The sequence below is a fragment of the Chromobacterium sp. IRSSSOUMB001 genome, from assembly GCF_023507765.1.
Lineage (GTDB): Bacteria > Pseudomonadota > Gammaproteobacteria > Burkholderiales > Chromobacteriaceae > Chromobacterium > Chromobacterium haemolyticum.
Genome location: NZ_JALCYU010000009.1, coordinates 68,042 through 88,913, shown reverse-complemented (window position 1 = coordinate 88,913; position 20,872 = coordinate 68,042). Strand labels below are relative to the sequence as shown.

The following is a 20,872-nucleotide window of genomic DNA, read 5'->3' as shown; positions in this document are numbered from 1 at the left end:
TTTTAAATGGTTTTGATCACGTTCACCGACACGCTGTCGGCGATTTCGCCGAAGGACACCACTTCCAAGTCGCGGAAGCGGGTTTCGACCAGTTTCTTGATAAAGCGCCGCACGTCCACCGAGGCCAGCAGCACCAGATCCTTGTGCGCGATGCCCATGCCGTCCAGGCCGAGCGCGAACAAGTCCATCAGTTCGTCCGAAGCCGCCGGCTCCAGGTTGAGGAAGGCGCCGGCCGAGGTCTGGCGTATGCCCTTGCGCACCATGTCCTCCACCTCGGCGGACATCATCACCGCGCGCAGTTCGCCGCCGCTGGCGAACTTGTGGCAGATGTAGCGCGCCAGCGCGCCGCGCACGTGCTCCACCAGATTGATCACGTCCTTCTCGCGCGGCGCCCACAGCGCCAGCGCTTCCATGATCAGCTTCATATTGCGTACCGAGATGCGTTCGGCCAGCAGACGCTGCAGCACTTCGGCGATGCGCTGTACCGTGGCGTGGCGCAGCACTTCCTTGAGCAGGTCCGGGTATTTGGCTTCCAGTTGGTCCAGCATGTGCTTGGTTTCCTGGACGCCGAAGTATTCGTTGACGTGGCGCGCCAGCAGCGCGGCCAGGCATAGGTAGAGTTCGTCCAGCGCCGGGCGCAGCTGGTAACCCAGCTTGGTCAGCTTGTCGCCGTCGGCCGGACGCACCCAGGCGCACTGGCTGGCGCCCTGGGTGCTGAACACCGGCCGCACCCCAAGCGCGGCGGCCTCGTCCGAGTAATTGACCACGCGCACCAGATCGAAATGCAGCTCGAACTCGTCGGCGCGGATTTCGTTGATCAGCACCGCCACCCGGTTGTCCGGCAGGCCTTCACCGTCGCGCAGCAGCATATCCGGCAGCCGCACGCCGTAGTCGATGAAAAACTGACTGCGCAGCCGCTCGGCCAGCTGAGCCTGTTCCAGCGCGGCGCGGCGCGCCTTGGGCACCAGCAGGATGAGCGGCACGGTCTCCGCCGCCACTTTGTCCAGGTTGCCTATCAGGCCCAGGGTGCTGTCCTTGCCGCCCGCCGGCGTTGCGCCGGCGGCCGCGCTCGCGGGAGTCTGGGCCGCGCCCGACGGGCCTTTGCGTGCCATGCGGCGCTTGTAATAGAACAGGCCGCCCAAGGCCGCGGCCAGGATCAGGAACACAATCAGCGGGAAGCCGGGCAGCATGCCCACCGCCAATGCCAGCACCGCGGTCACCACCAGCACGAACGGGTTGCCCAGCAACTGGCTCATGATGTTGCGGCCCATATTGTCGCTGTCGCCGTTGACGCGAGTGACGATGAAGCCGGCGCTGATGGCGATCAGCAGCGCGGGAATCTGCGCCACTAGGCCATCGCCGATGGTGAGCATGGTGTAGGTGGACAGCGCGGTGGACAGGTCCATGCCGTGCTGGGTCATGCCCACGGCGATGCCGCCGATGAAGTTGACGAAGATGATGATGATGCCGGCGATGGCGTCGCCCTTGATGAACTTCATCGCGCCGTCGAAGGAGCCGTAAAGCTGGCTTTCGCGTTCCAGCACGCTGCGGCGTTCGCGCGCGCCGTCGGCGTCCACGATGCCGGCCTTGAGGTCGGCGTCGATGCTCATCTGTTTGCCGGGCATGCCGTCCAGAGAGAAGCGCGCCGCCACCTCGGCCACCCGTTCCGAACCCTTGGTGATCACGATGAACTGCACCACGGTGACGATGGAAAACACCACGAAGCCCACCGCCAGGCTGTCGCCGATGACGAACTGGCCAAAGGTGTTGATGATCTCGCCCGCGTCTGCCTCGATCAGGATCAGGCGGCTGGTGCTGATGGACAGCGCCAGCCGGAACAGCGTGGTGATCAGCAGCACCGAGGGAAAGGTGGAAAAACTGAGGATGCGGTCGATGTAGAACGAGCCCATGAACACCAGCACGGCGATCACGATGTTGAGGCCGATCAGGAAGTCCACCAAATAGGTGGGCAAGGGGATGATCAGCATCGCGATGATCATCACCATCAACAGCAGGATCAGCAATTCCGGCCGCGAGCGCGCGCCGTTGAGCAGGGAGTTAAACACCGTTAGTCATCCAAGCGATTCGATATTGACGACGGGCCGCGGCCCGCCGGAAAAAACAGCCAGGCAAAACGGGACGCGTCCCCCCGCCTTGCCTGGCGGCTCTCGTTTACTCCGCGCCTCCGCCCTCGGCCTCGCGCCGGCGCTCGGCCAACTCGTGGCGGTAAGCGATGGCGGCCAAACGGCGGAATTCCTCCTGCAAGGCGTCCAGCCAGCGTTCGTCGACGAACAACTGCGGCGGCAGCGCCTTGCAGGCCTGGTACAGCGCCTGCAGCAAGGTGGAATGCTCGCTGTGGCGGCTGAGCAAGGCGGTGTCGCCCACCGTCTCCGCCAGCAAGCCGTCCAGTTGCTGCGGCTGTTGCAGCAGCGACAGCAGAAACAACAACCAATCCGCCTCGCTGGGGTTGAAGGCGCACACCTGCGGATTGCTCAACATGCGGCCGACGAAGAGCGCGTCGGCCGAACGCAGCAGCTTGAGCTGGCTCAGCCGGCCCAGGAGATTGCCGAACTCCAGCCGCGAACAGCTGGCGTCCAGCGAATCGATGTCGGCCAGCAACGCGCCTTCGATGAAGTCCAACACCACCGCTCTGCGCTGGTAGCCGTAGCTGCCCACCCAATCAGCGTAAATCTCCGCTTCCGCCGCCTCGCTCTCCAGAAACTGGCGGTAGCTGGCGCGCAGCAGGCCGGGGCTCAGCGACAGCGCCTTGCCGAACAGCCTCGCCTTCAGCGCGCAATTGATGCCGGCCTTCAAAGGCTTGGCCTCGGCCTGGTCCTCCACCTGCTTGAGCAGGGCCTGAAGGCGCTTGCGCACCACCTCGTCCAGCTGACGGCGGCGCAGCAGTTCGCGCAGCACCAGCACCAGATCGCTGTCGTCCGGGAACAAGGACCGCGCTTGGCGCAGCAACTCCTCGGCGCTGACCCCGTGGGACTTGGCCACGTTCACGATCTGCTGCGCCTTGGGCTGGGCCTCCTCGTCCAGCACCCGTTCGAAGCTGTCGGCCAGATGGCCCAGCTTCTTGTCGTAATCGCGGCGGTTGCGGAACTGGGTCAGCGCCGCCGACATTTCATCGGTGGATTGGACGAAGCGCTGCACCTCGGCCGCCGGGCTGGCGTCCTCCACCTGCTGCGCGTCCGCCTGTCGGGCCTCGCCCTGACGCTGGGCGTCGCGCTGAGCGTCCAGCTTGGCCTGGTGCTTGGGCGAACGGACGCCGAAGACCGGCGGCGGACGGCCGCTAATGTCCACGCGTAGCGCCCTTGGCCGCGCCGTCGGCGCGCTGCTCGCGGTCCAGATAATTGCGCACCCATTGCTGCAACGGGTCGCTGTCGATGCCGCCCTGCTTGGCCACCTCCGCCGACAGATCGCTGGCGTCCGGCGTCAGCGGGTCGTCGATCTCGCGCGGCTGAATCAGGAACACGCGCACGGTATTGCTCTGGTTCTGGCTGCGGTAGCGGAACAGGCCGCCCACCAAGGGCAGGCTGCCCAAGAACGGCACTTTGTTGTTCTGTTCGATATTGGCGTCGCGGGTGTAGCCGCCTATCAGCAGGCTCTTGCCCTGCGGCACGCGCGCCACGGTGCTGATGCGGGTGCGTCCCACCTCGGGCAGGGCGTCCTGCGGGTCCTTGTCGTAATCCGGCGTCTTGGCCTCGCGGCCGTCCTCGATGTTCAGCGACATTTCGATCTGGCCGTCGGCGGAGAAGCGCGGCAACACGCTGACCAGGGTGCCGTAGGTCACGTGTTGCAGGCTGGCATTGCGTTCGCCCACCAGCTTGGCGTAGAAGGTGCGGCTGTTGTCGAAGATAGCCGGCACGTTTTCCTGGGTCAGCACCACCGGGCGCGACACCACATTGGCCTTGTTCTTCTGCGACAGCGCCATCACGGAGGCGATGAAACGGGTGCCGTCCAGGGTGCTGAGGGAGGAGGTCTGGTTCAGCGTCACGCCCAGTTTGTTGCCCACGGTGGCGCTGCCGCTCCAGTTGACCCCCAACTGATCCAGATCGCCCTTGTCCAGGTCTATGATCCACAGCGACAGCTCCACGTGGCGCTTGGCCACGTCCAGCGCCAGCGCCAGGTTCTCGATGAAGCGCACCTGTTCGGCCGTACCCTTGATCAGCAGGCTGTTGGTGTCCGGATAGGCGATCACCTTGATGTCGCCGGCCGCCGCGTCCTGCTTCAGCGCGTCCGGCAGGCTGAGGCCGGCCTGATAGGCCGGCGCCTTGGTCTCTCCGCCGGCGGGAAAGTCCGGCATCGCCGGGATGTCGCTGCTCCGCGCCGGCGGCCGAGCCGGATTGACGCCGGCGGTCTGCAAGGGTTTGTCTTCGCCTTGCAGCAGCTTCTCGATCACCGTGGCCATGCCGGGGATGACGATTTTCTGGTCGCGCAATTCATAGCTGCGGTCGCTGACGAAGGTGTTGTTGAGCCGTACCACGCCAATCTTTTGCCGGCCCAGTTCGATACCGTCGCTCTGCTTATCCATGAAGCCGGCGGCGTTGACCACAAGGTCCACGAAGACCGGCGGCCCGGATACGTAGAAGGTTCCGCTACGGTTGTCGCCGCGTAGCGGATAGCGTTTGTCGTAGAGGCCCGACTTGCGCAGGAAGTCGTTGAAGGCGGAGAGCGACACATTGCGCAGCGACACCACCGCATTGCGGGTTTCACTGGCGTCGTAGACATAGATGGCCTGGCCGTCGTGATACCAGATCAGGCCCAACTGCTGGGTCATCTTATCCAGCAGCGCCTGCGGGTTGGCCAGGTCGAAATCGCCGCTGATCTGCTTGCGCGCCGCCTGCTTGCTGACGATCACCGGCTTTTTCAGCCGCGAGGAAATCGCGTCGAAGAAAGAACGCAGGCCCTCCTTCTTGGCAACGTAACCGGCGGAGTCGGCGGCGCGCGCCGGTTCCGGCGCGGCGGCGGCCGGCACGGACGCGAGCAGCGCCGCGGCCAGCAGCGCGGCGGATAAAAAGCTTCGATTCATTTGGTGGCCAGTTGAATGATGTTGGACAGACCGCGAGGCGAAACGCCGATCAGTCCCTTGATTTCATTGGAAAAATGCGACGACGAGGCGTAGCCGTGCTTGAGCGCCACCTGGGTCAGGTTTTCCCGTCCCTCCGCCACGTCCAGCAGCGAACGGGCCATGCGCCAGTCTCGCAGCTCGGTCTTGGCCGCGTTGCCCAGCGCATGGCGGCACAAGCGGCGGAAGTGGGAGTAAGACACGCCGTAGCGCTCGCCCAGCGCCTGCAACTTGTCGCCGCAGACGGACTGGGCCAGCAGGAAGCGCACCAGCCAATAGCTCTCGCTGCGGCGCAGCAGCGCCAGCAAGGCGGCGAAGGCCGGGGACGGCGTCAACACCTGCAGCAAGAACCAGTACTCGCAGCGCTTGCGGTCCTGCCAGGCCATCAGATCGACCAGCGGCAATTGCGCGCAGCGCGCCTCGCTTGCAGGCGCGTCCGCGTCTCGCGCCTCGTCGGCCTTGGCTTCGTCGACGAAGGCCAGCAGCTTGCTGAACGCCTCCAGCCGGACAGGCTGAAACGGCAACGCGCCGGCAACCACGCTCACTTCCACGCGGTCCAGCAACAGCAAGCCCTGCCAATCCGCCGCCAAGGTCAGCGTTTCCACGCCCTCTTCCCAGCTCAGTTCCAGCCGCGCCTCTTCCCGGCGCGGCGGCAGCAGCCAGACGTCCTGGGCCGGCGCGCAGCGCTTGGCGGCGGCCTCCAAAGTCTCCAGCGGGAGCAACACATCGTTATCGGTCATCGGTCAAACGCCCTGCCGGGCTCGTGCTTGGACCGGGAAAGTGTCCCCCAGCGCCGCGGGCGAATCCTGATGCAAATCTGATGGGAACCCGAGTTTTCGCTCCAGCGCCCGCCAGACATAAAGAACAGGCCCGCCGCTGCGGCGCCCGCGCGACAAAAGCCGCCACGAGCACGCTCACGCCTCCCCCGCGGCTTTAATCAGCGTCGTGATTATCCTTTTCCCCGCCGCGGGCAACTTTCAACTATCGACCACGACCGTCGCTTTTCGCCATCAGTAAGAACGCTGAGCAAAGCTACGCAGCCGTCGGCGCTGCCGCCGCCGTGCTATAGGCAGAGATAGGCCCTGACATGCCAAATGAATTCCTAAAACCAAAAACGCCGCGATGCCCACTGGAGAAAATGCGATGGCTAGGATGAACCTCACCTTGCGCCGGGGAGCGGCGTTGCTATTGCTGTTGAGCCTGGCCGGCTGCCGGGACGATCAGCCCAAACCCGGCACCGTGCAGGACGAGGCCAAACTGGCTCAGCGCACGGTGGAATCCTTCCCTGCCGCCGACGAGGACTACTTCAAGGACATGGACGGCGCGGTGGCCTTGAACCCCGCCGAAGTGAAGGGGCGCAACACCTGGCTGGTGTGGACCGGGGGCAACGACAGGCTGTGGGACAAACTGTCCACCGTCAGCGTCGGCAATCTGGACTTGCTCAAGACCCTGTCCTCCCATCCCAGCCTCAAGTTCAGCCGCGACAACCGCTGGAACTACCTGGGCCTGGTCAACGAGCCCTGTTTCGACAAGGCCGGCGGCCCGGACGACAAGCGCTTCGGCCTGTGGCTGGACCAGCGCCGCGCCGATTGCCCGAAAGACCCGTTCGAGAACGAGCAGAAATATCCGGGCGTGGCCATAGGCGCGCGCGGCAAGAACCTGCCCGCCGGCTCCTTCTACGGCTACGCCACCGGCGTGGTGGGCCTGCGCCTGTTCCCCAACCCCGCCTTCGACGAAGCCGCCGCCAAGAAATGGGACGCCAAGCGCTATTACGAAGACCCGGCGTATTACAACGACAAAGACCTGATCCGCCCCTACCGCGTGGGCATGTCCTGTGCGTTCTGCCACGTCGGCCCCAATCCGGTGAAACCGCCGGCGGACCCGGAACATCCGAAGTGGGAAAACCTCAGCTCCAACGTCGGCGCCCAGTATTTCTGGGTGGACCGCATCTTCTCCTGGCAGGCGGACCCCAGCAGCTTCCCCTTCCAGCTGTTCCACACCTCGCGCCCCGGCGCGCTGGACACCTCGCTGATCTCCACCGACTCCATCAACAACCCGCGCACCATGAACGCGGTGTACGGCCTGGGGCCGCGGCTGGACATCGCCAAACGCTGGGGCAAGGAAACCCTGGCCGGCGGCGGACTCAACAACAAACAGTTCAACGACTTCGTCAAAGACGGCCCGTTGACTCAGTTCTTCCAGCCGCCCAAAACCGTGTGGACGCCGCGAGTGTTGAAGGACGGCTCGGACTCGGTGGGCGCGCTGGGCGCGTTGAACCGCGTCTATCTGAATATCGGCCTGTTCAGCGAAGAATGGCTGCTCCACTTCAACCCCTTGGTGGGCGGCAAGACCATCACCCCGATCCAGATCGCCGACGCGCGCAAGAACTCGGTGTACTGGCAGTCCACCGAACAGCAGACAGTGAACATGGCGCTGTTCTTCCTGAAAAGCACGGACCCGCATAAGCTGAAGGACGCCCCCGGCGGCGAGCAATACCTGAGCCGCGACGCCGCCCAACTCAGCCGCGGCAAAACCGTGTTCGCGGAAAACTGCGCGCGCTGCCACTCCAGCAAGCTGCCGCCCAAGGTGCCGCCGCTGGACCCCACCGCCGGCTGCGCCGGCCCTGGCTACCTGGCCTGCTTCAACAAATACTGGGACTGGACCAAGACCGAGGACTTCAAATCACAAATGCGCCAGATCGTCCAGGCCGACGACTTCCTGAAGGACAACTACCTGTCCACCGAGCTGCGGGTGCCGGTGACCCTGCTGCAGACCAACGCCTGCAGCCCACTGGCCACCAACGCGCTCAAGGGCAATATCTGGGACAACTTCTCGTCCAAAACCTATAAGGACCTGCCCTCGGTCGGCGAAATCACCGTGCACAACCCCTTCACCGGCGCCCCCTCGCAGTACAAGATGCCGGCCGGCGGCCGCGGCTTCACCCGCCCGGCCTCGCTCATCAGCGTCTGGTCCACCGCGCCCTTCCTGCTCAACAACAGCCTGGGCAAATTCAACCCCAGCCCGTCGGTGGCCGCGCGCATGGAGTCCTTCAACGACTCCATCCAGAAACTGCTGTGGCCTGAAAAACGCGAGAAGGACAAGGTGCTGGGCGACAAAGTGCCCGGCCTGATCGACCGCACCACCGCCCGCAGCTATCTGCGCGTGCCCACCGGCTACCTGCCGGACGCGCTGCAGGAACTGCAAGGCCCGCTGCAACGCTATCTGCCCTGGCTGTTCGGCAAGGACGGCGTAGAGCTGGGGCCGATCCCGGCCGGCACCCCGGTCAACCTGATCTCCAATCTGCAGGTGACACTGGACAACCCCTCGCTGGGCGAACGGCTCAAGCACGACAAGAAACTGCTGGAACTGCTGCTGAAGATCAAGCACGACCTCAAGGCCTTGCCGCCGGGCGCCAGCGACGAAGAAGCGCGCAAGGTGTTCGCCAACCTGGCGCAGCCGATGCTGGAACTGAGCACCTGCCCGGACTTCGTGGTCAACCGCGGCCATTACTTCGGCACCGGCTACCAGACCCAGGAGCCCGGCCTCAGCGACAGCGACAAATACGCGCTGATCGAATTCCTGAAAACCTTCTAAAGCGCGCGCCATGGACGAATACGAATACATCGTGGTGGGTTCCGGCGCCGGCGGCGGCACCCTGGCGGCCCGGCTGGCCGAAGCCGGACATCGGGTCTTGCTGCTGGAGGCCGGCGGCGACCCGCGCGCGCTCAAGGGCGGCGACGCCTGGCAGCCCCAGGCCGAACGGCTGCCCGACGATTACGACGTGCCGGTGTTCCACGCGCTGGCCTCGGAAAACGAGGCGATGAAGCTGGACTACTTCGTCCGCCACTACGCCGACGACGCCCAGCAAAAGCGCGACCCCAAATACCGCGCGGAGTGGAACGGCCAAAAAGTGGACGGCGTGCTCTACCCGCGCGCCGGCGCGCTGGGCGGCTGCACCGCCCACAACGCCATGATCACCGTCTACCCGCACAACGCGGACTGGGACGGCATCGCCCAGCTCACCGGCGACGACAGCTGGCGCGCGGACCACATGCGCGGCTACTTCGAGCGGCTGGAAAACTGCCACCACCGCCCGCTCTACCGCTGGCTGGGCCTGCTCGGCGTCAACCCCACCCGCCACGGCTGGCGCGGCTGGCTGCAAACCGAGAAGGCGATCCCGGAATCCGCGCTGGGCGACGCCGGCCTGGTGGACACCCTGCTGGTGTCGGCGGACAAGGCCTTCGACGAAGTGGACGTGCCGCACCGCAGCTGGCGCTGGCTGCTGCAAGGCCAGGCTGATCCCAACGACTGGCGGCTGGTACGCGACAACGCCGTCGGCGTCTGCTACCCGCCGCTGGCCACCCGCAACCATCAGCGCAACGGCAGCCGCGAACGGGTGCTGGACGCGGCGGCGCGCCACCCGGACCGGCTGCGCGTGGAACTGGACGCGCTGGCCACCCGGGTGTTGTTCGACGAGAACCTGCGCGCGGTGGGCGTGGAATACCTGAAAGGCGCCGGCCTCTACCGCGCCAGCGGCCGGGTCAGCAACGCCCCCGGCGAACGCCGCGAGGCGCGCTGCAGCCGCGAAGTGATCCTGGCCGGCGGCGCCTTCAACAGCCCGCAACTACTGATGCTGTCCGGTATCGGCCCGGCAGCCCATTTGCAGGAGCACGGCATCGCGCCGCGGGTGGACCTGCCCGGCGTCGGCCAGAACCTGCAGGACCGCTACGAAGTGGGCGTGGTCAACCGGATGAACTTCAAGCATTGGGAAGTGCTGAAAGGCGCGGAGTTCGCGCCCGGCGACCCGCAGTACAAGCAGTGGGCGGAAGGACGCAAGGGCGTTTACACCACCAACGGCGCGGTGCTGGCGGTGATCCGCCGCTCGGCGCAAGAGCGCCCGCTGCCCGACCTGTTCTGCTTCGCGCTGCTGGGCCTGTTCAAGGGTTATTTCCCCGGCTACTCGCGGCTGTTTCCGGAACACCTGAACTACCTGACCTGGGCCATTCTCAAGGCGCACACCAATAACCGCGCCGGCACGGTGACGCTGCGTTCCGCCGACCCGCGCGACCCGCCGGACATCAACTTCCATTACTTCGAGGAAGGCAGCGCCGGCGGCGATCAGGACCTGGACTCGGTGGTGGAAGGCATCAAGTTCGTGCGCACCCTGACAGCGGACCTGAAAAAGCAGAACCTGATCGCGGAAGAAGAACTGCCCGGCGAGGCGCTGCAAAGCGACGACGAACTGCGTCAGTTCGTCCGCGACAACGCCTGGGGCCACCATGCCTCCTGCAGCTGCGCCATCGGCGCGCGCGAAGCCGGCGGCGTGCTGGACAGCCGCTTCCGCGTCCACGGCGTCAGCGGCCTGCGCGTGGTGGACGCCTCGGTGTTTCCGCGCATCCCCGGCTTCTTCATCGTCTCCGCGGTGTACATGATCGCGGAGAAGGCGGCGGAGGCGATTCTGGAGGATGCCAGGCGTTGAGGGGCCGCTTGGCGTATGGGTCTTGTATCCGCTACGCGGATGATGGGTTTCATTGCCGGGGCTGCCCGGCGGGCAGGAAGGGGAATTTGCTCGGCCAAATTCCCCTTCACCCCAAAGGCCGCCCTGCAAGCCTGGCCTGCGGCTTCCCGTCGGGGCCCGTCAGACCCGAGGCGCGGCTGAACTCGCGATTTGCTAACGTCAAATCGCTCAGACAAAGCAGCCGCTTAAGACCTCGGGTCTGCCACCCAACGGCAGGCTTGAAGGGACCTAGGGCGCATCGGATACGTGATTTCCTCTTGCTTGCCTCGAAATATCCACATCCGCGTGGAAAACAACACCCAAACCCTCGCTCGCGCGGAGGATGCAACTTCCATACCTCAAACATTAAGCCTGTGGAAAGAAGCCGATGAACACCCCCACCCAGCCCTTCTCCCAAGTCCACGCCGACGAACGCGCCGGCCTGGCCGCCGCGCGCGCGAAGGAAGGCGTGGAGCGGCCGGGCGGCGACGACGCGCCGCAAGCCGGCCTCGCCTTCTCCGGCGGCGGCATCCGCAGCGCCACCTTCAACCTGGGCGTGCTGCAAGCGTTGGCCAGCAGCCGCTGGCTGCGCGAATTCGACTACCTGTCCACCGTCTCCGGCGGCGGCTATCTGGGCGGCTGGCTTTCCGCGCTCAAGCGCCGCGCCGGCAACGCCGGCATGGAACAGACGCTGCGCGACCATCAGGGCCGCCAACCGGCCATCCAGTTCCTGCGCGACTACAGCAACTACCTGACCCCCAAGACCGGGCTATTCAGCCTGGACACCCTGTCCGCCGTCATCACCTACTGGCGCAACTTCATCCTCAACCAGATCGTGCTGCAAAGCCTGCTGCTGGCGCTGCTGCTGGGCCCTCATTTCCTGGTGGGCCTGGCGCGCAATCTAGCCGACTGGCCCTATGCGGGCACCGCCGCGCTGGCCGTGGCCGCCGCCTCCGCCGCGCTGTCCGCGCTGCTGGCGCGCGCCACCACCCGCGACGGCAAAACCGCCGCCTCGCCCACTGCCCCGGCCTGCAGCATCGCGCTCTTGCTGCTCTTCTGTTACGCGATGGCGGTGTTCACCCTCCAGCAACTGGAAAACCGCGCCGACTTCTGGCACCAACTGCCGCTGTGGCGGGTGGCCCTGGTCTCCAGCCTGGCTTACGCCGGCTACTGGGCCTTGCTGGCGCGCGGCTTCAGCCAGCTGCGCGGCAACGGCTATCTGCGCAGCGTGCTGTGGGCGCTGCTGGCCGGCCTGGCCGGCGGCGGCAAGCTGTGGCTCTTGCTGCAGGCGCTGGACTACGGCCTGGGCATCCGCGCGCCGCTGGCCCAGGCCTGGTACGTGGTGGCCGGCGCCTTCGCCGTGCTGCCGCCGGTGTTCGCCCTCAGCGCCGCGCTGCACATCGGCCTGGTCAAGCGCAGCTTCTCGGACCTGCAGCGCGAATGGTGGTCCCGGCTGGGCGGCCTGCTGCTGGCGCTGGACCTGGCGCTGGTGCTGCTGTTCCTCGTGGTGGCGCTGTCGCTGCCGCTGCTGGCGGTGGCCGCGGACTGGCTTCGCGCGCTGACGCTGCCGGCCTGGCTGCTGACCACGCTGGCGGCGGTCTGGCAGGGGCAGTCCGCCAAGACCGGCGGCGGACAGCCCGCCGGCTGGCGCGACCTGGTCGCCCGCATCGGGCCCTACGTCTTCGTCGCCGGCCTGCTGATCCTGCTCAGCGCCGGCCTCAGCTGGCTGCTGGCCGCGCTGGAAATCCGCGCCGACGGCTGGCAACTGCGCCAGCAGCTGTGCGGCTTTCAAAGCTGCGGCCTCGGCGACTGGACCACGCTGCATTTCGCAGCCTCGGAGCGGCTAGGCATGGGCGGCGGGCTGTACGCGGCGCTGATCCTGGCCAGCCTGGGGCTGGCGGTGTTCGCCTCCTCGCGCTTCGACATTAATCTGTTCTCCCTGCACAACTTCTACCGCAACCGGCTGACGCGCGGCTATCTGGGCGCCAGCGCGCCGCAACGGGCGGACACGGTCAACCGCTTCACCGGCTTCAACGCCGGCGACGACCTGCCGCTGGCCGAACTGGCCGGCGCGCCCTCCGGTCCGCCGCAGCGGCCCTACCCGCTGATCAACACCACCCTCAACCTGGTGGCCGGCGACGACCTGGCCTGGCAGCAGCGCAAGGCCGCCTCCTTCACCTTCACCCCGCGCTACTGCGGCTACAAGTTTCCCGACGGCGCGCCGGAGGCCATCGACGCCTTCGTGCCCACCCGCGACTATATGCACGATGACGCCACCGGCGCCGAGCAGGGGCCGATGCTGGGCTCGCTGATGGCGGTGTCCGGCGCCGCGGTCAGCCCCAACCAGGGCTATCACAGCTCGCCGGCGGTGACTTTTCTGCTGACGGTGTTCAATGTGCGGCTGGGGCGCTGGTGCCCCAATCCGGGCAAGCCCGGCGCCGCGCTGCAGGCGATGTCCCCGCCGCAGGGCTGGGTCTATCTGCTCAAGGAGTTGCTGGGGCAGACCAATGCCCGTTTGGACTTCGTCTACCTCAGCGACGGCGGCCACTTCGAAAACCTGGGCTTGTATGAGCTGCTGCGGCGGGAATGCCGGCTGATCGTGATCAGCGACGCCGGCCAGGACGAGCAGATGACTTTCGAGGATCTGGGCAACGCTATCCGCAAATGCCGGATCGACCTGGGCGCGGAAATCCACATCGACGTGGACGCCATCCGCCGGGACCCGGCCACCGGCCTCAGCCGATCCGCCTGCGCCGTCGGCTACATCCGCTACGCCTCCGGCGCCAACGGCCACCTGCTTTATCTGAAACCCTGTCTGCAGGGCCATGGCCTGGAGCCGGTGGACGTGCTGCAATACCGAGCCGAACATCCGACCTTCCCGCACCAGTCCACGCTCAATCAGTGGTTCGACGAATCCCAGTTCGAGAGTTACCGCAAACTGGGGCTGTGCATCGGCGAGCAAGCGGTGCGCGAGCTGGACCGCAACGGCGCGGGCTGGCTGGCCGCGGACGGCGGCGGCGCGTAAACGGAAGCAGGCCGGACCTTCCCGGCCCGCGGAACGGCCGCGCGTTGGGCGGCGACAGCCTACGGCTCCGCCCACATGGCGCGTTGCCGTTGAATCGCCAAAGGCTCCGGCGGCGGCGCGCCCACCAGCGCCTGGCGGGCGGTGACCATATTTTTGAACCCCGCCAGGCGATAACACTGCCGCACACAGGTATCGCGGTTGGTCCATTTCCCGGACGCCCACATCTCCAATAAAGCGGCGCGGGCAGGCTCGTACTCGCCACGCCATTTGCGCCAAAGGTGGAAAGCCGTCAACGCCTGATTGATTTCCTGATGGATGTGTTCGGTGTTGGCCGGATGGATTGGGTTGTTCTCCGCCAGAGAAATCACCCCCAGGCGCGTCTCATAAGCAATGATCAAACGGGCGGCGCGCTTGAGAGCCTGGTTTTGCTGGATCAGCAGCTTCATCATGGCAATGCTCTCCCTGATAGCCATCACAGCACGCCGTTAAAGTGTTCCAGCCCCTGTTTCAAGCGTTGCTGTATCGGTTCCAGCAAGGCCAGCGCGTCCTCGCTGGTAAACAACAGCGGCTCGTCGCGGCGTTCCAACAGGGTGATCAAGGCCAATAAGCCCGTGTGGGCGGCGCGCATGTCCATCACGCCGCGCAGCAGGGCGGTGTCCAGTTCGACATAGCAATGGTTCAACTGCTGGCCCAGTTCGCCCAGCAGCACCATATCGCCGGCAACGGCGGACAAGCGCTGGGAACAAAGGTGCAGCTGCTCCATCACCGGCACAGCGGCGGGCGTGGGGTGTCGGCCTGCGCAATGGGGGCAGGTGGGCGGCGGCATGGCGGGGGGAAAGGTAGAGAAGGTCATTACGGTCTCCATGTCATCTTTGGAAACCTGCCCAGGCGAGGCTAGGACAGGCACGTGACAAGGTGGCAAGACCGGTTCATTCCACAAAGACCGGCAGTCCATAGGACTCCCTGCCACGGCCCGTCCCGAATGGGTACGGCGTGGCAGCAGACGTAACGGTGCCAAAGCGCACCGATGTATCTGCGGAGGAATGATTAATAGGCTTGCCAGCCCGGCACCGTGTGATTGAGCACGACGCGGGACCAAGCCTAAACAGGCTGGCAGAGGGCGTCAAGAACGCTGGACGGGGTTGCCCCCGCCCGCGGCACGAAAAAGCCACGGCGGGGAGGCCGCGGCCTTTCGGTGGCAGAAGTCGCCGCTCAGGCGCGCCACTGCTCGATCTGCGCCGGCGTACCGTGGAACTCCACATCATGCGCGCGCGGGCTCAGATCCAAGTCGGGATGCTGGCTCAGCAGCGGCGCCAGCGTATCCGCATGCGCGCTCAGGAAACGCGCCATCTGCTCGCTGCCCTCGGGGCAATGCGTTTCCGCCGTCGCCTGCATGCGCTGATACAGTTCAGGCTGATTCACCGCGGCTAGATTGGTCGGCACATAGGGGCGGTTGGCGGCGGCGGCCTCGGCGATGGGGAAGGTTTCAGCAAAGGTGTGATAGCCACCAAAATTCATGAAGGCGGCGATCCCCAGGCCAGCCGCCAACGCCAGCTCAGGCTTGCCGTAAATCCGTTCCTCGCCCAGGGTATTGAGCGCCAGCAAAATATCGCAGGTACCACCGGATTGAGCGCCTGCGGAAGGCAGGCCTTGCGTATTGCTCTCCATCGCAAACGCGCCGAAGGGCTGCCAACGGTTGATACCGGTGCCGTGCGTCATGGCATGCTGTTCCAGCATCTTGCCGATGCCTAGCTGTGCATAAGCCTCCGGCACCGCGCCCATGTCCGCCTCCGACATGGTGAACGGGCGGCTCAGATCGGCGATAGGCGCGCCTTCGCGCGGAATCGCATTGATATTCTGGTTGCGGTCGCCCAAGGCCTGGCGCAAAGCCGCGTCGTCCGCCCCATCGACGGTGCGCTGCACCACTTGGCCAAAGCCCAGGCCATATTTGGCGGCATCCTCGTACACCCCGTTCACCGCGCGCGCGCCGCCTTCTTCCGTCGCCACCATAGGCATGCGCTCGCTGCGCGCGCGGCTCAATGGATTATCGAAACCCGGCGTACGGGTCTTGCCGGCGAATTCCTTGAAGCGGGCGGCGAAGTCATCCGCCTGCGCGGACAGGCCCGCCTCGCGCAACAAGGCGCCGCAGGCGTCGGCGTTGGCCTGTTTGTGCTGGGAGAACAGTTCCGGCTTGGCCTGGTTTTCCACCGGGTTCATCAGTTGCCACACCGTGGTGCCGAACGCGCTCAAGGTACGGATCTTGGTCAGCAGTTCGGCGTGCCCCTGCTTGCCGGAACCATCGGCGCGGCCTTGCAGCGGGGTGCTCAGCGTCTCCAGTAGCCAAGGCTGGAAGTCCTGCCCGCCATTCATCTGTCGGCCAATCTGGTCCGACTCCGCCGACAGCGGCTTGATCGCCGCTTGCAACACCGCGCCCAGCGTCTGTTCGCGGCCCTGGAAATACACGGTGCGGCCAGCGGCTTCTCCCTGCCCCTCCAGCATGTGGCGCAGCAAGCCCGCCAATTGCCGTGCGTGCTGGTCGAACACATCGCCCATCTTGCCCGGCCGGTCCAGCAAGGACATGCTGGCGCCCGCTTCAAAAAACTTGCTGTTGCTGACCGCCTGCTGCTGGGCGGCCGACAAGGCCACGCCCTGCGGCCCGCTTTTGGCCGTCGTCTCCGGCTTGCCTTGGGCGTCCATGCCGAATATCGCGTTCAACGTACCGCCTGATCTGGATACAAACATGGCGAGCTTCCTTTCAAGGTTGAATTCAGCCGCCAATCTCCCACCAAGCGCCAATCCAAACTTTCAGAAAAAGACCACAGTAACAAGAAGGCCAACGACTAAGCTGAACACCGTCAAAATAAAGCGGCGCGCCGATTTGGCGCGCCGCTTGCGTGTGAGAGCCTGTTCAAAGTCTCGCGGGCAAGGACGAGGCAAGGCGAAAACGAGCGAAAAAACGGAATGGTCTAGCGGTACATGAGCATGTTGAGTTTGTACTCACCCTGCAACGCTTCACGAAGCGCAGCAGACATTGAACAAGCTCTGAGAACATTCCGTCTTCAACGCCCGGCCTGGCGGTAAGGCGCCATCACCTCCGCCAGTTCCGCCCTGTCTTCGTGCGGAGCCAGCACCGCCAGCTTGGACAAATCCATTTTGCCGTCCAGGAAGGCCAGCAGCCGTTCCAGATCGTCCAGATCGCTCATATAGTGGCCGGACGACAACACCAGCGACCGGGCCTTGCCGTCGCGCAGCTCTATCATCGCCGCCGCCCGCACCGGCTTGCCGGCGCTGGTGCTGGTGTGGTGCAAGCGCCCCAGCACCGCGTCGTGGACGAACAGCCTGTCGTCTCGATCCAGCACCAGGATGGCGTAGCCAGGCATGCCCAGCTTGCCGTTGGAGCCGGCGGTGTCGATGAGCGCGCCGTCCGGCCGCCGCCATACGCCGTCGACCACTTCGGCCAAATAGGGCTTGAGCGCGGCGGCGTCGCTCAGATAGCTGACTTGCGGCGCGTCGCCCAGGCGCGCCATGCGCGGCGGCTGGCCCGGCCTCGCCAGATTGATTTCCAGCTGAGGGCGGGCATCCATCCAGGCGAAGAAGTTTTCCCTGGCATTGTCGCCGCTGGCCACCCATTGCCGGTGCGCCGGCTGCGCGTACTCCCGGTAGCGATGTCGCGGGTCGCGCGCTTCACGCAGTTCTTCGTCCACCAGTCCGGTTTCGCCTTCTCTGGGCATCAGGGCGGCGACGAAGCGGGCGGCGTCGCGGAAACGCTCCAAGGGGCGCGGCGCGGGTTCGCAAACACTGTCGACGCCCTTGACCGCTTGCGCCAGCCGGCTGTACGCCGCCGGCGGCGCTTCCGGGCGCGGCGGCGGCGTGGCCGCGCCGCTTGCCGTGATTTTCATCAGAATGTGTCCTCTTGTTCGTTGTCCATGCCCGCTAGCGCGCCAGCGGCAGTTCTTCCCAACCGGCGAAACTCTGCTTGTCCGCCTGCCATAAGGGGAGCTGGCGCTCCATCATCGCATCCAGCGCGTCCAGCGCGGCGTCCCCGGCGCGCCTGGAGCCGCTGGCGGCGAAGCGCTCCATCGCGGCGAAGAAATCCGCGCCGTCCACGCCCTGGCGCTTCAGGTAATAGCCGGCCTCTTGCCGCACCGCGGAGTCCGGTTCGGCCAGCTTGCGGCATAGAGCTTCCAGCGCCGGCCGCTGCGCCTCTCTCATGGCCGGCCAGCGCTCGCTCTCATCCACCGCCTTCAGGTGCAAATAGTGCATCAGCGGCGCGCTCAGGCTGTTGTCGCCCCAACGCTCGCCCAGCACCGCGGTGGCGGAGGAGCCTGCGTTAAGGCCCAGTTCCAGCGATACCCCCGGCTGCAGCGGCACGCCGCCGGAGGCGGACACGCCGAGGTTGCCGCTGGCGCTGACCCGGCTCAGTTGCAACCGGAAGCCGACGGCTTCGGCCGGGAAATCCGCCTGGGTCTGGTATTGCGGCCGATAGAAGCGCAGCAGCAGGGTCAGTGCGCCGCCGCCTTGCAGCCCCACGGAACTTTGCAAGCCGGCCAGCGCCGCCGGCACTTCGGCGGCCAGGCCGTGAGGCGCAAGCTGCGCGCTCAGCGCGTCGCGCAAGGCGTCCAGCGGCCAAGAGCCGCCCAAATTGCCGGACAAGCTCAGTCTCACGTCCTTGTAATCCCCCGCTCTCACCGGGTTGTGGTGCACCCGGGTTCGTTCGGTCAGCGAGGCTTCCGCTTTCAGGCCCAGCGGGCCTAGCGCGCCGCCCAGGTCCAAGGCGACGCTGCGGTCGCGGATCTGCAGGCGCAGCACGTCGTGAAAGCTGGTGCGCTTGGCCAGCGCCGCCGCGTCGTGGCGGATGGGCGGCGCGTACAAACGCGGCGCCAACTGGTCCAGGCTTTGCAGCAGGGTCTCGTCGCCCTTGCCCGCCGCGGTCAGCGTCAACGCGGCATGGGCCAACGCCATATTGGCCAGCGTTTCCTCGCGGCTTCCCGCGCGCCAGGCGGCCTGAATCGAGCGCTCCACCGCCGCGCCGCCCTGGCGCTTGCCGATGCCGGCGTCCAGTTGCTGGGCAACGGCGCAGAAATGTTCGAATTCGGCGCGCAAACCGTCCGCCGCGTCGCGCAGCTTCTCCGGCGCCAGTTCGCGCAGCGCCGCCATGTTCTGCGCGCCGCTAAGTCCGCTTAGCGGATGATTGCGCGCGTCCGCGCCCATCAGCGCGGCGGCTTTTTGTTCGATGCCGGCCAGCCGTTGCTGGGCGATCGTCGCGTTGCGCGCCGCGCCCTGCTCCTGGCGCAGGCCTTGCCAGATCGGCGTCAGCGCGTCGGCCTGAATGTCGATGCGCTCCACCGCCGCGCCAACGCCGGCCCCGACGCCGATCGCTTCGGCGCGGGCGGAAGCGCTGCCCTTGACGCTGTCCACCTTGCTGGGCGGCAGATAGGGTGCCTGCGCGCCGGGCAGGGACGCCGCGCTGTCGCGCTGCCCCAGCCAGCCCAGCAACACGCCCAGCCGTTGTTGTTGATCCGCAGCCTGCTGTTGCAGTTGCTGGTACTGACGCAATTCATTGCCGTGGCTGGGGCGGAACAGGCGGATCAGCGCCCCCACCGCGGTGCGGGCGCTGAGGCCCAAGGTGTCGCGGCGCGAGCCGTGAGCCAACTGGTCCGCCTTCAGTTTGACGAAGGCGGTGGCGCTGGCGTATTCGGTCGCCACGGTGCGCTGGCGGCGGCCTTCCACCGCGCCGGACAAGGAGGCGACGCCGACGCCGCCCTGAACCCCGGCGCGCGCGGACACCGCCTTGCCTTGGTTCTGGAACACGAAGCCTTCGTCGTCGTTGTCCATTCCGCGGCTCCAGGCCAGGCCCACGCTGAGAGTGGCCTTGGCCCCGGCTCCGGCTTCTCCCAGCCCCAGGCCGACGCCGACCGAACCGCCGACGCTGCGCTCCTGGCTGGCGCCCGGCTGATCAAAGCGCTGGAATTGCGGCAGCAGCTGCGCTTCCGCCTCCGTCCGCGCCAATTGCGCCCAGGCCGCCTGGCCCAGCAGAGCCAGCCGCTGGCTCAGCTCCGCCAGCGGACTGCCCGGCGTCGCCGCGCGCGCCAACGCCTCCATGTCCAGCGACAGCCGCGCGCATTCCTTGATGTCCAGCGGCGTCCGCGCATCGCCGGCCGCCAGCGTCCGCCGCAAGTTTTCCACGATGGCCACCGTCTTGGGCGTCACTGCGTGGCTGCGCGGAAGGATGTTCAGCGCCTGCACCCAGCGCGGCCAGCGCGAGCGCTCCGGCTCCGCCTGGCGGTAGGCTTCGCGTTTCATCGCCAGCAAGGTCTGGCCCAGGTCCTCGCGCCGCAAACGCAGCTTGTCATCGCTGAGCACCACCTGGCTGCCCCGCGCCGGCGGCGCGTCTTCCACGCTGCGTTCCGCCGCGCCGCGAGCGCCGTTGAACGCCGCGGCCAGGCCTTGTGCCGGCCGCGAGGCCGAAGATTCCGATAAACGGCGAAAGCCCTGCAACCGCACCGTACCCGCCCCGCTTGCAACTGTGTCCAACATGGATGCCTCCTCGCGCCGCATCGCGGCTCAAACGCCGGGCCTGGCCCGCGCGTCTGCCTAGTTTTCGCCGTTTCCGGCCTTTAAGTTCGCGGCCAGCGCCAGCGGCGACGGCCTTTCCGACTGCAACTCGCGCCCCATCTCCGTCAGACGCAGCAGCAGCCCTTGCAATTGCCCGCGCGTTTCAGGGCTGACTGTCCCGTCTTTCACGCCCTGGGCCGCCAAATCGCGATATTTGGCGCAGTCCCGAGCCAGCCCGGCTTGCACAGCTTGCCAAGCGTCGGCGCCGCTGGCCCTCGGCTTCTGTTCGACAGCCGGCGCCTGCGCTGTCATGCCGCCGCCACGCAACGCGGCCGCGAACAGGCTTTGCGCCGGCGCGGACGCCGCGCTTGGCTGCGGCTCGGACAGTCCCGCCAAACTGGGGGGATTGGCGGTCGGCTTCGACGAAACATTAAAAGACATTTCAAACGCTCCTGATTTGGCGGCGAGGCCAGAACGACGGTGATGAGAGGCCGCCGGCGCATGCTCGGCGACAGCGTCAAACTACCCCAACGCCCGTGTCCAAACTTGCATAAATCGGCCGCGACCCGGCTCCCGCCGCCCCCTCGTTTTTGAGAGTTTTCCCATTTGTAGCAAGCACTCCCTCACGTAGTATTCCTACATACCCTAAATTTATGCGAAGGAAATCAAAACCCTACTTATCAATCCAATGGCATAAGAACAGGACAAACAACACCATGTCATT

The 20,872-nt window shown here is 66.2% G+C and carries 13 protein-coding genes; 3 read left to right on the top strand and 10 right to left on the bottom strand.

The features are described 5' to 3' along the window. Positions 1-2 precede the first annotated feature (2 nt). From MOV80_RS13570 to invF, 4 genes are all read right to left on the bottom strand, one after another. The gene (locus tag MOV80_RS13570; protein WP_043640875.1) at positions 3-2,066 is read right to left on the bottom strand and encodes an EscV/YscV/HrcV family type III secretion system export apparatus protein; all 2,064 of its coding nucleotides are present in this window, start codon (positions 2,064-2,066) and stop codon (positions 3-5) included. Positions 2,067-2,172: 106 nt separating this feature from the next. Continuing rightward, positions 2,173-3,306, bottom strand: coding sequence for a YopN/LcrE/InvE/MxiC type III secretion system gatekeeper (locus MOV80_RS13565; RefSeq protein ID WP_345944383.1), 1,134 nt, complete (start codon positions 3,304-3,306; stop codon positions 2,173-2,175). Then, entirely contained in the window at positions 3,296-5,035 is a 1,740-nt protein-coding gene (sctC, locus tag MOV80_RS13560) for a type III secretion system outer membrane ring subunit SctC (RefSeq protein WP_052051887.1), read from the bottom strand. The genes MOV80_RS13565 and sctC overlap by 11 nt, the downstream gene beginning before the upstream one ends. Then, complete coding sequence (invF, locus tag MOV80_RS13555) at positions 5,032-5,811, bottom strand: AraC family transcriptional regulator InvF (protein WP_019100065.1); 780 nt, start codon at positions 5,809-5,811, stop codon at positions 5,032-5,034. Before invF ends, sctC begins: the two co-directional genes overlap by 4 nt. 403 nt (positions 5,812-6,214) lie before the next feature. Here invF and MOV80_RS13550 point away from each other — a divergent pair, with 403 nt between their 5' ends. The 3 genes from MOV80_RS13550 (at position 6,215) to MOV80_RS13540 (ending at position 13,593) form a co-directional block, all read left to right on the top strand. Next, positions 6,215-8,665 (top strand): hypothetical protein, encoded by a 2,451-nt coding sequence (locus MOV80_RS13550; RefSeq protein ID WP_051002535.1) that lies wholly within the window; start codon positions 6,215-6,217, stop codon positions 8,663-8,665. Between the two features lie 10 nt (positions 8,666-8,675). Next, positions 8,676-10,550, top strand: a complete 1,875-nt coding sequence (locus tag MOV80_RS13545) for a GMC family oxidoreductase (RefSeq protein WP_249605217.1) — start codon at positions 8,676-8,678, stop codon at positions 10,548-10,550. Positions 10,551-10,956: 406 nt separating this feature from the next. Continuing rightward, on the top strand, positions 10,957-13,593 hold the full coding sequence (locus MOV80_RS13540; protein WP_249605216.1) for a hypothetical protein: 2,637 nt from the start codon (positions 10,957-10,959) through the stop codon (positions 13,591-13,593). A gap of 59 nt (positions 13,594-13,652) precedes the next feature. Here MOV80_RS13540 and MOV80_RS13535 read toward each other — a convergent pair whose 3' ends face one another. The 6 genes from MOV80_RS13535 to MOV80_RS13510 form a co-directional block, all read right to left on the bottom strand. Further along, on the bottom strand, positions 13,653-14,042 hold the full coding sequence (locus MOV80_RS13535; RefSeq protein ID WP_249605215.1) for a hypothetical protein: 390 nt from the start codon (positions 14,040-14,042) through the stop codon (positions 13,653-13,655). Positions 14,043-14,065: 23 nt separating this feature from the next. Then, the gene (locus MOV80_RS13530) at positions 14,066-14,446 is read right to left on the bottom strand and encodes a hypothetical protein (protein ID WP_249605214.1); all 381 of its coding nucleotides are present in this window, start codon (positions 14,444-14,446) and stop codon (positions 14,066-14,068) included. 359 nt (positions 14,447-14,805) lie between these two features. Beyond that, positions 14,806-16,335 (bottom strand): hypothetical protein, encoded by a 1,530-nt coding sequence (locus tag MOV80_RS13525; protein ID WP_249605213.1) that lies wholly within the window; start codon positions 16,333-16,335, stop codon positions 14,806-14,808. Between the two features lie 317 nt (positions 16,336-16,652). Continuing rightward, complete coding sequence (locus MOV80_RS13520; protein ID WP_107732054.1) at positions 16,653-17,492, bottom strand: hypothetical protein; 840 nt, start codon at positions 17,490-17,492, stop codon at positions 16,653-16,655. Positions 17,493-17,526: 34 nt separating this feature from the next. Next, positions 17,527-20,130: a hypothetical protein gene (locus MOV80_RS13515; protein ID WP_249605212.1), complete on the bottom strand. Its 2,604-nt coding sequence runs from the start codon at positions 20,128-20,130 to the stop codon at positions 17,527-17,529. Positions 20,131-20,187: 57 nt separating this feature from the next. After that, positions 20,188-20,589: a hypothetical protein gene (locus MOV80_RS13510; protein ID WP_019101257.1), complete on the bottom strand. Its 402-nt coding sequence runs from the start codon at positions 20,587-20,589 to the stop codon at positions 20,188-20,190. Positions 20,590-20,872: the final 283 nt, after the last annotated feature.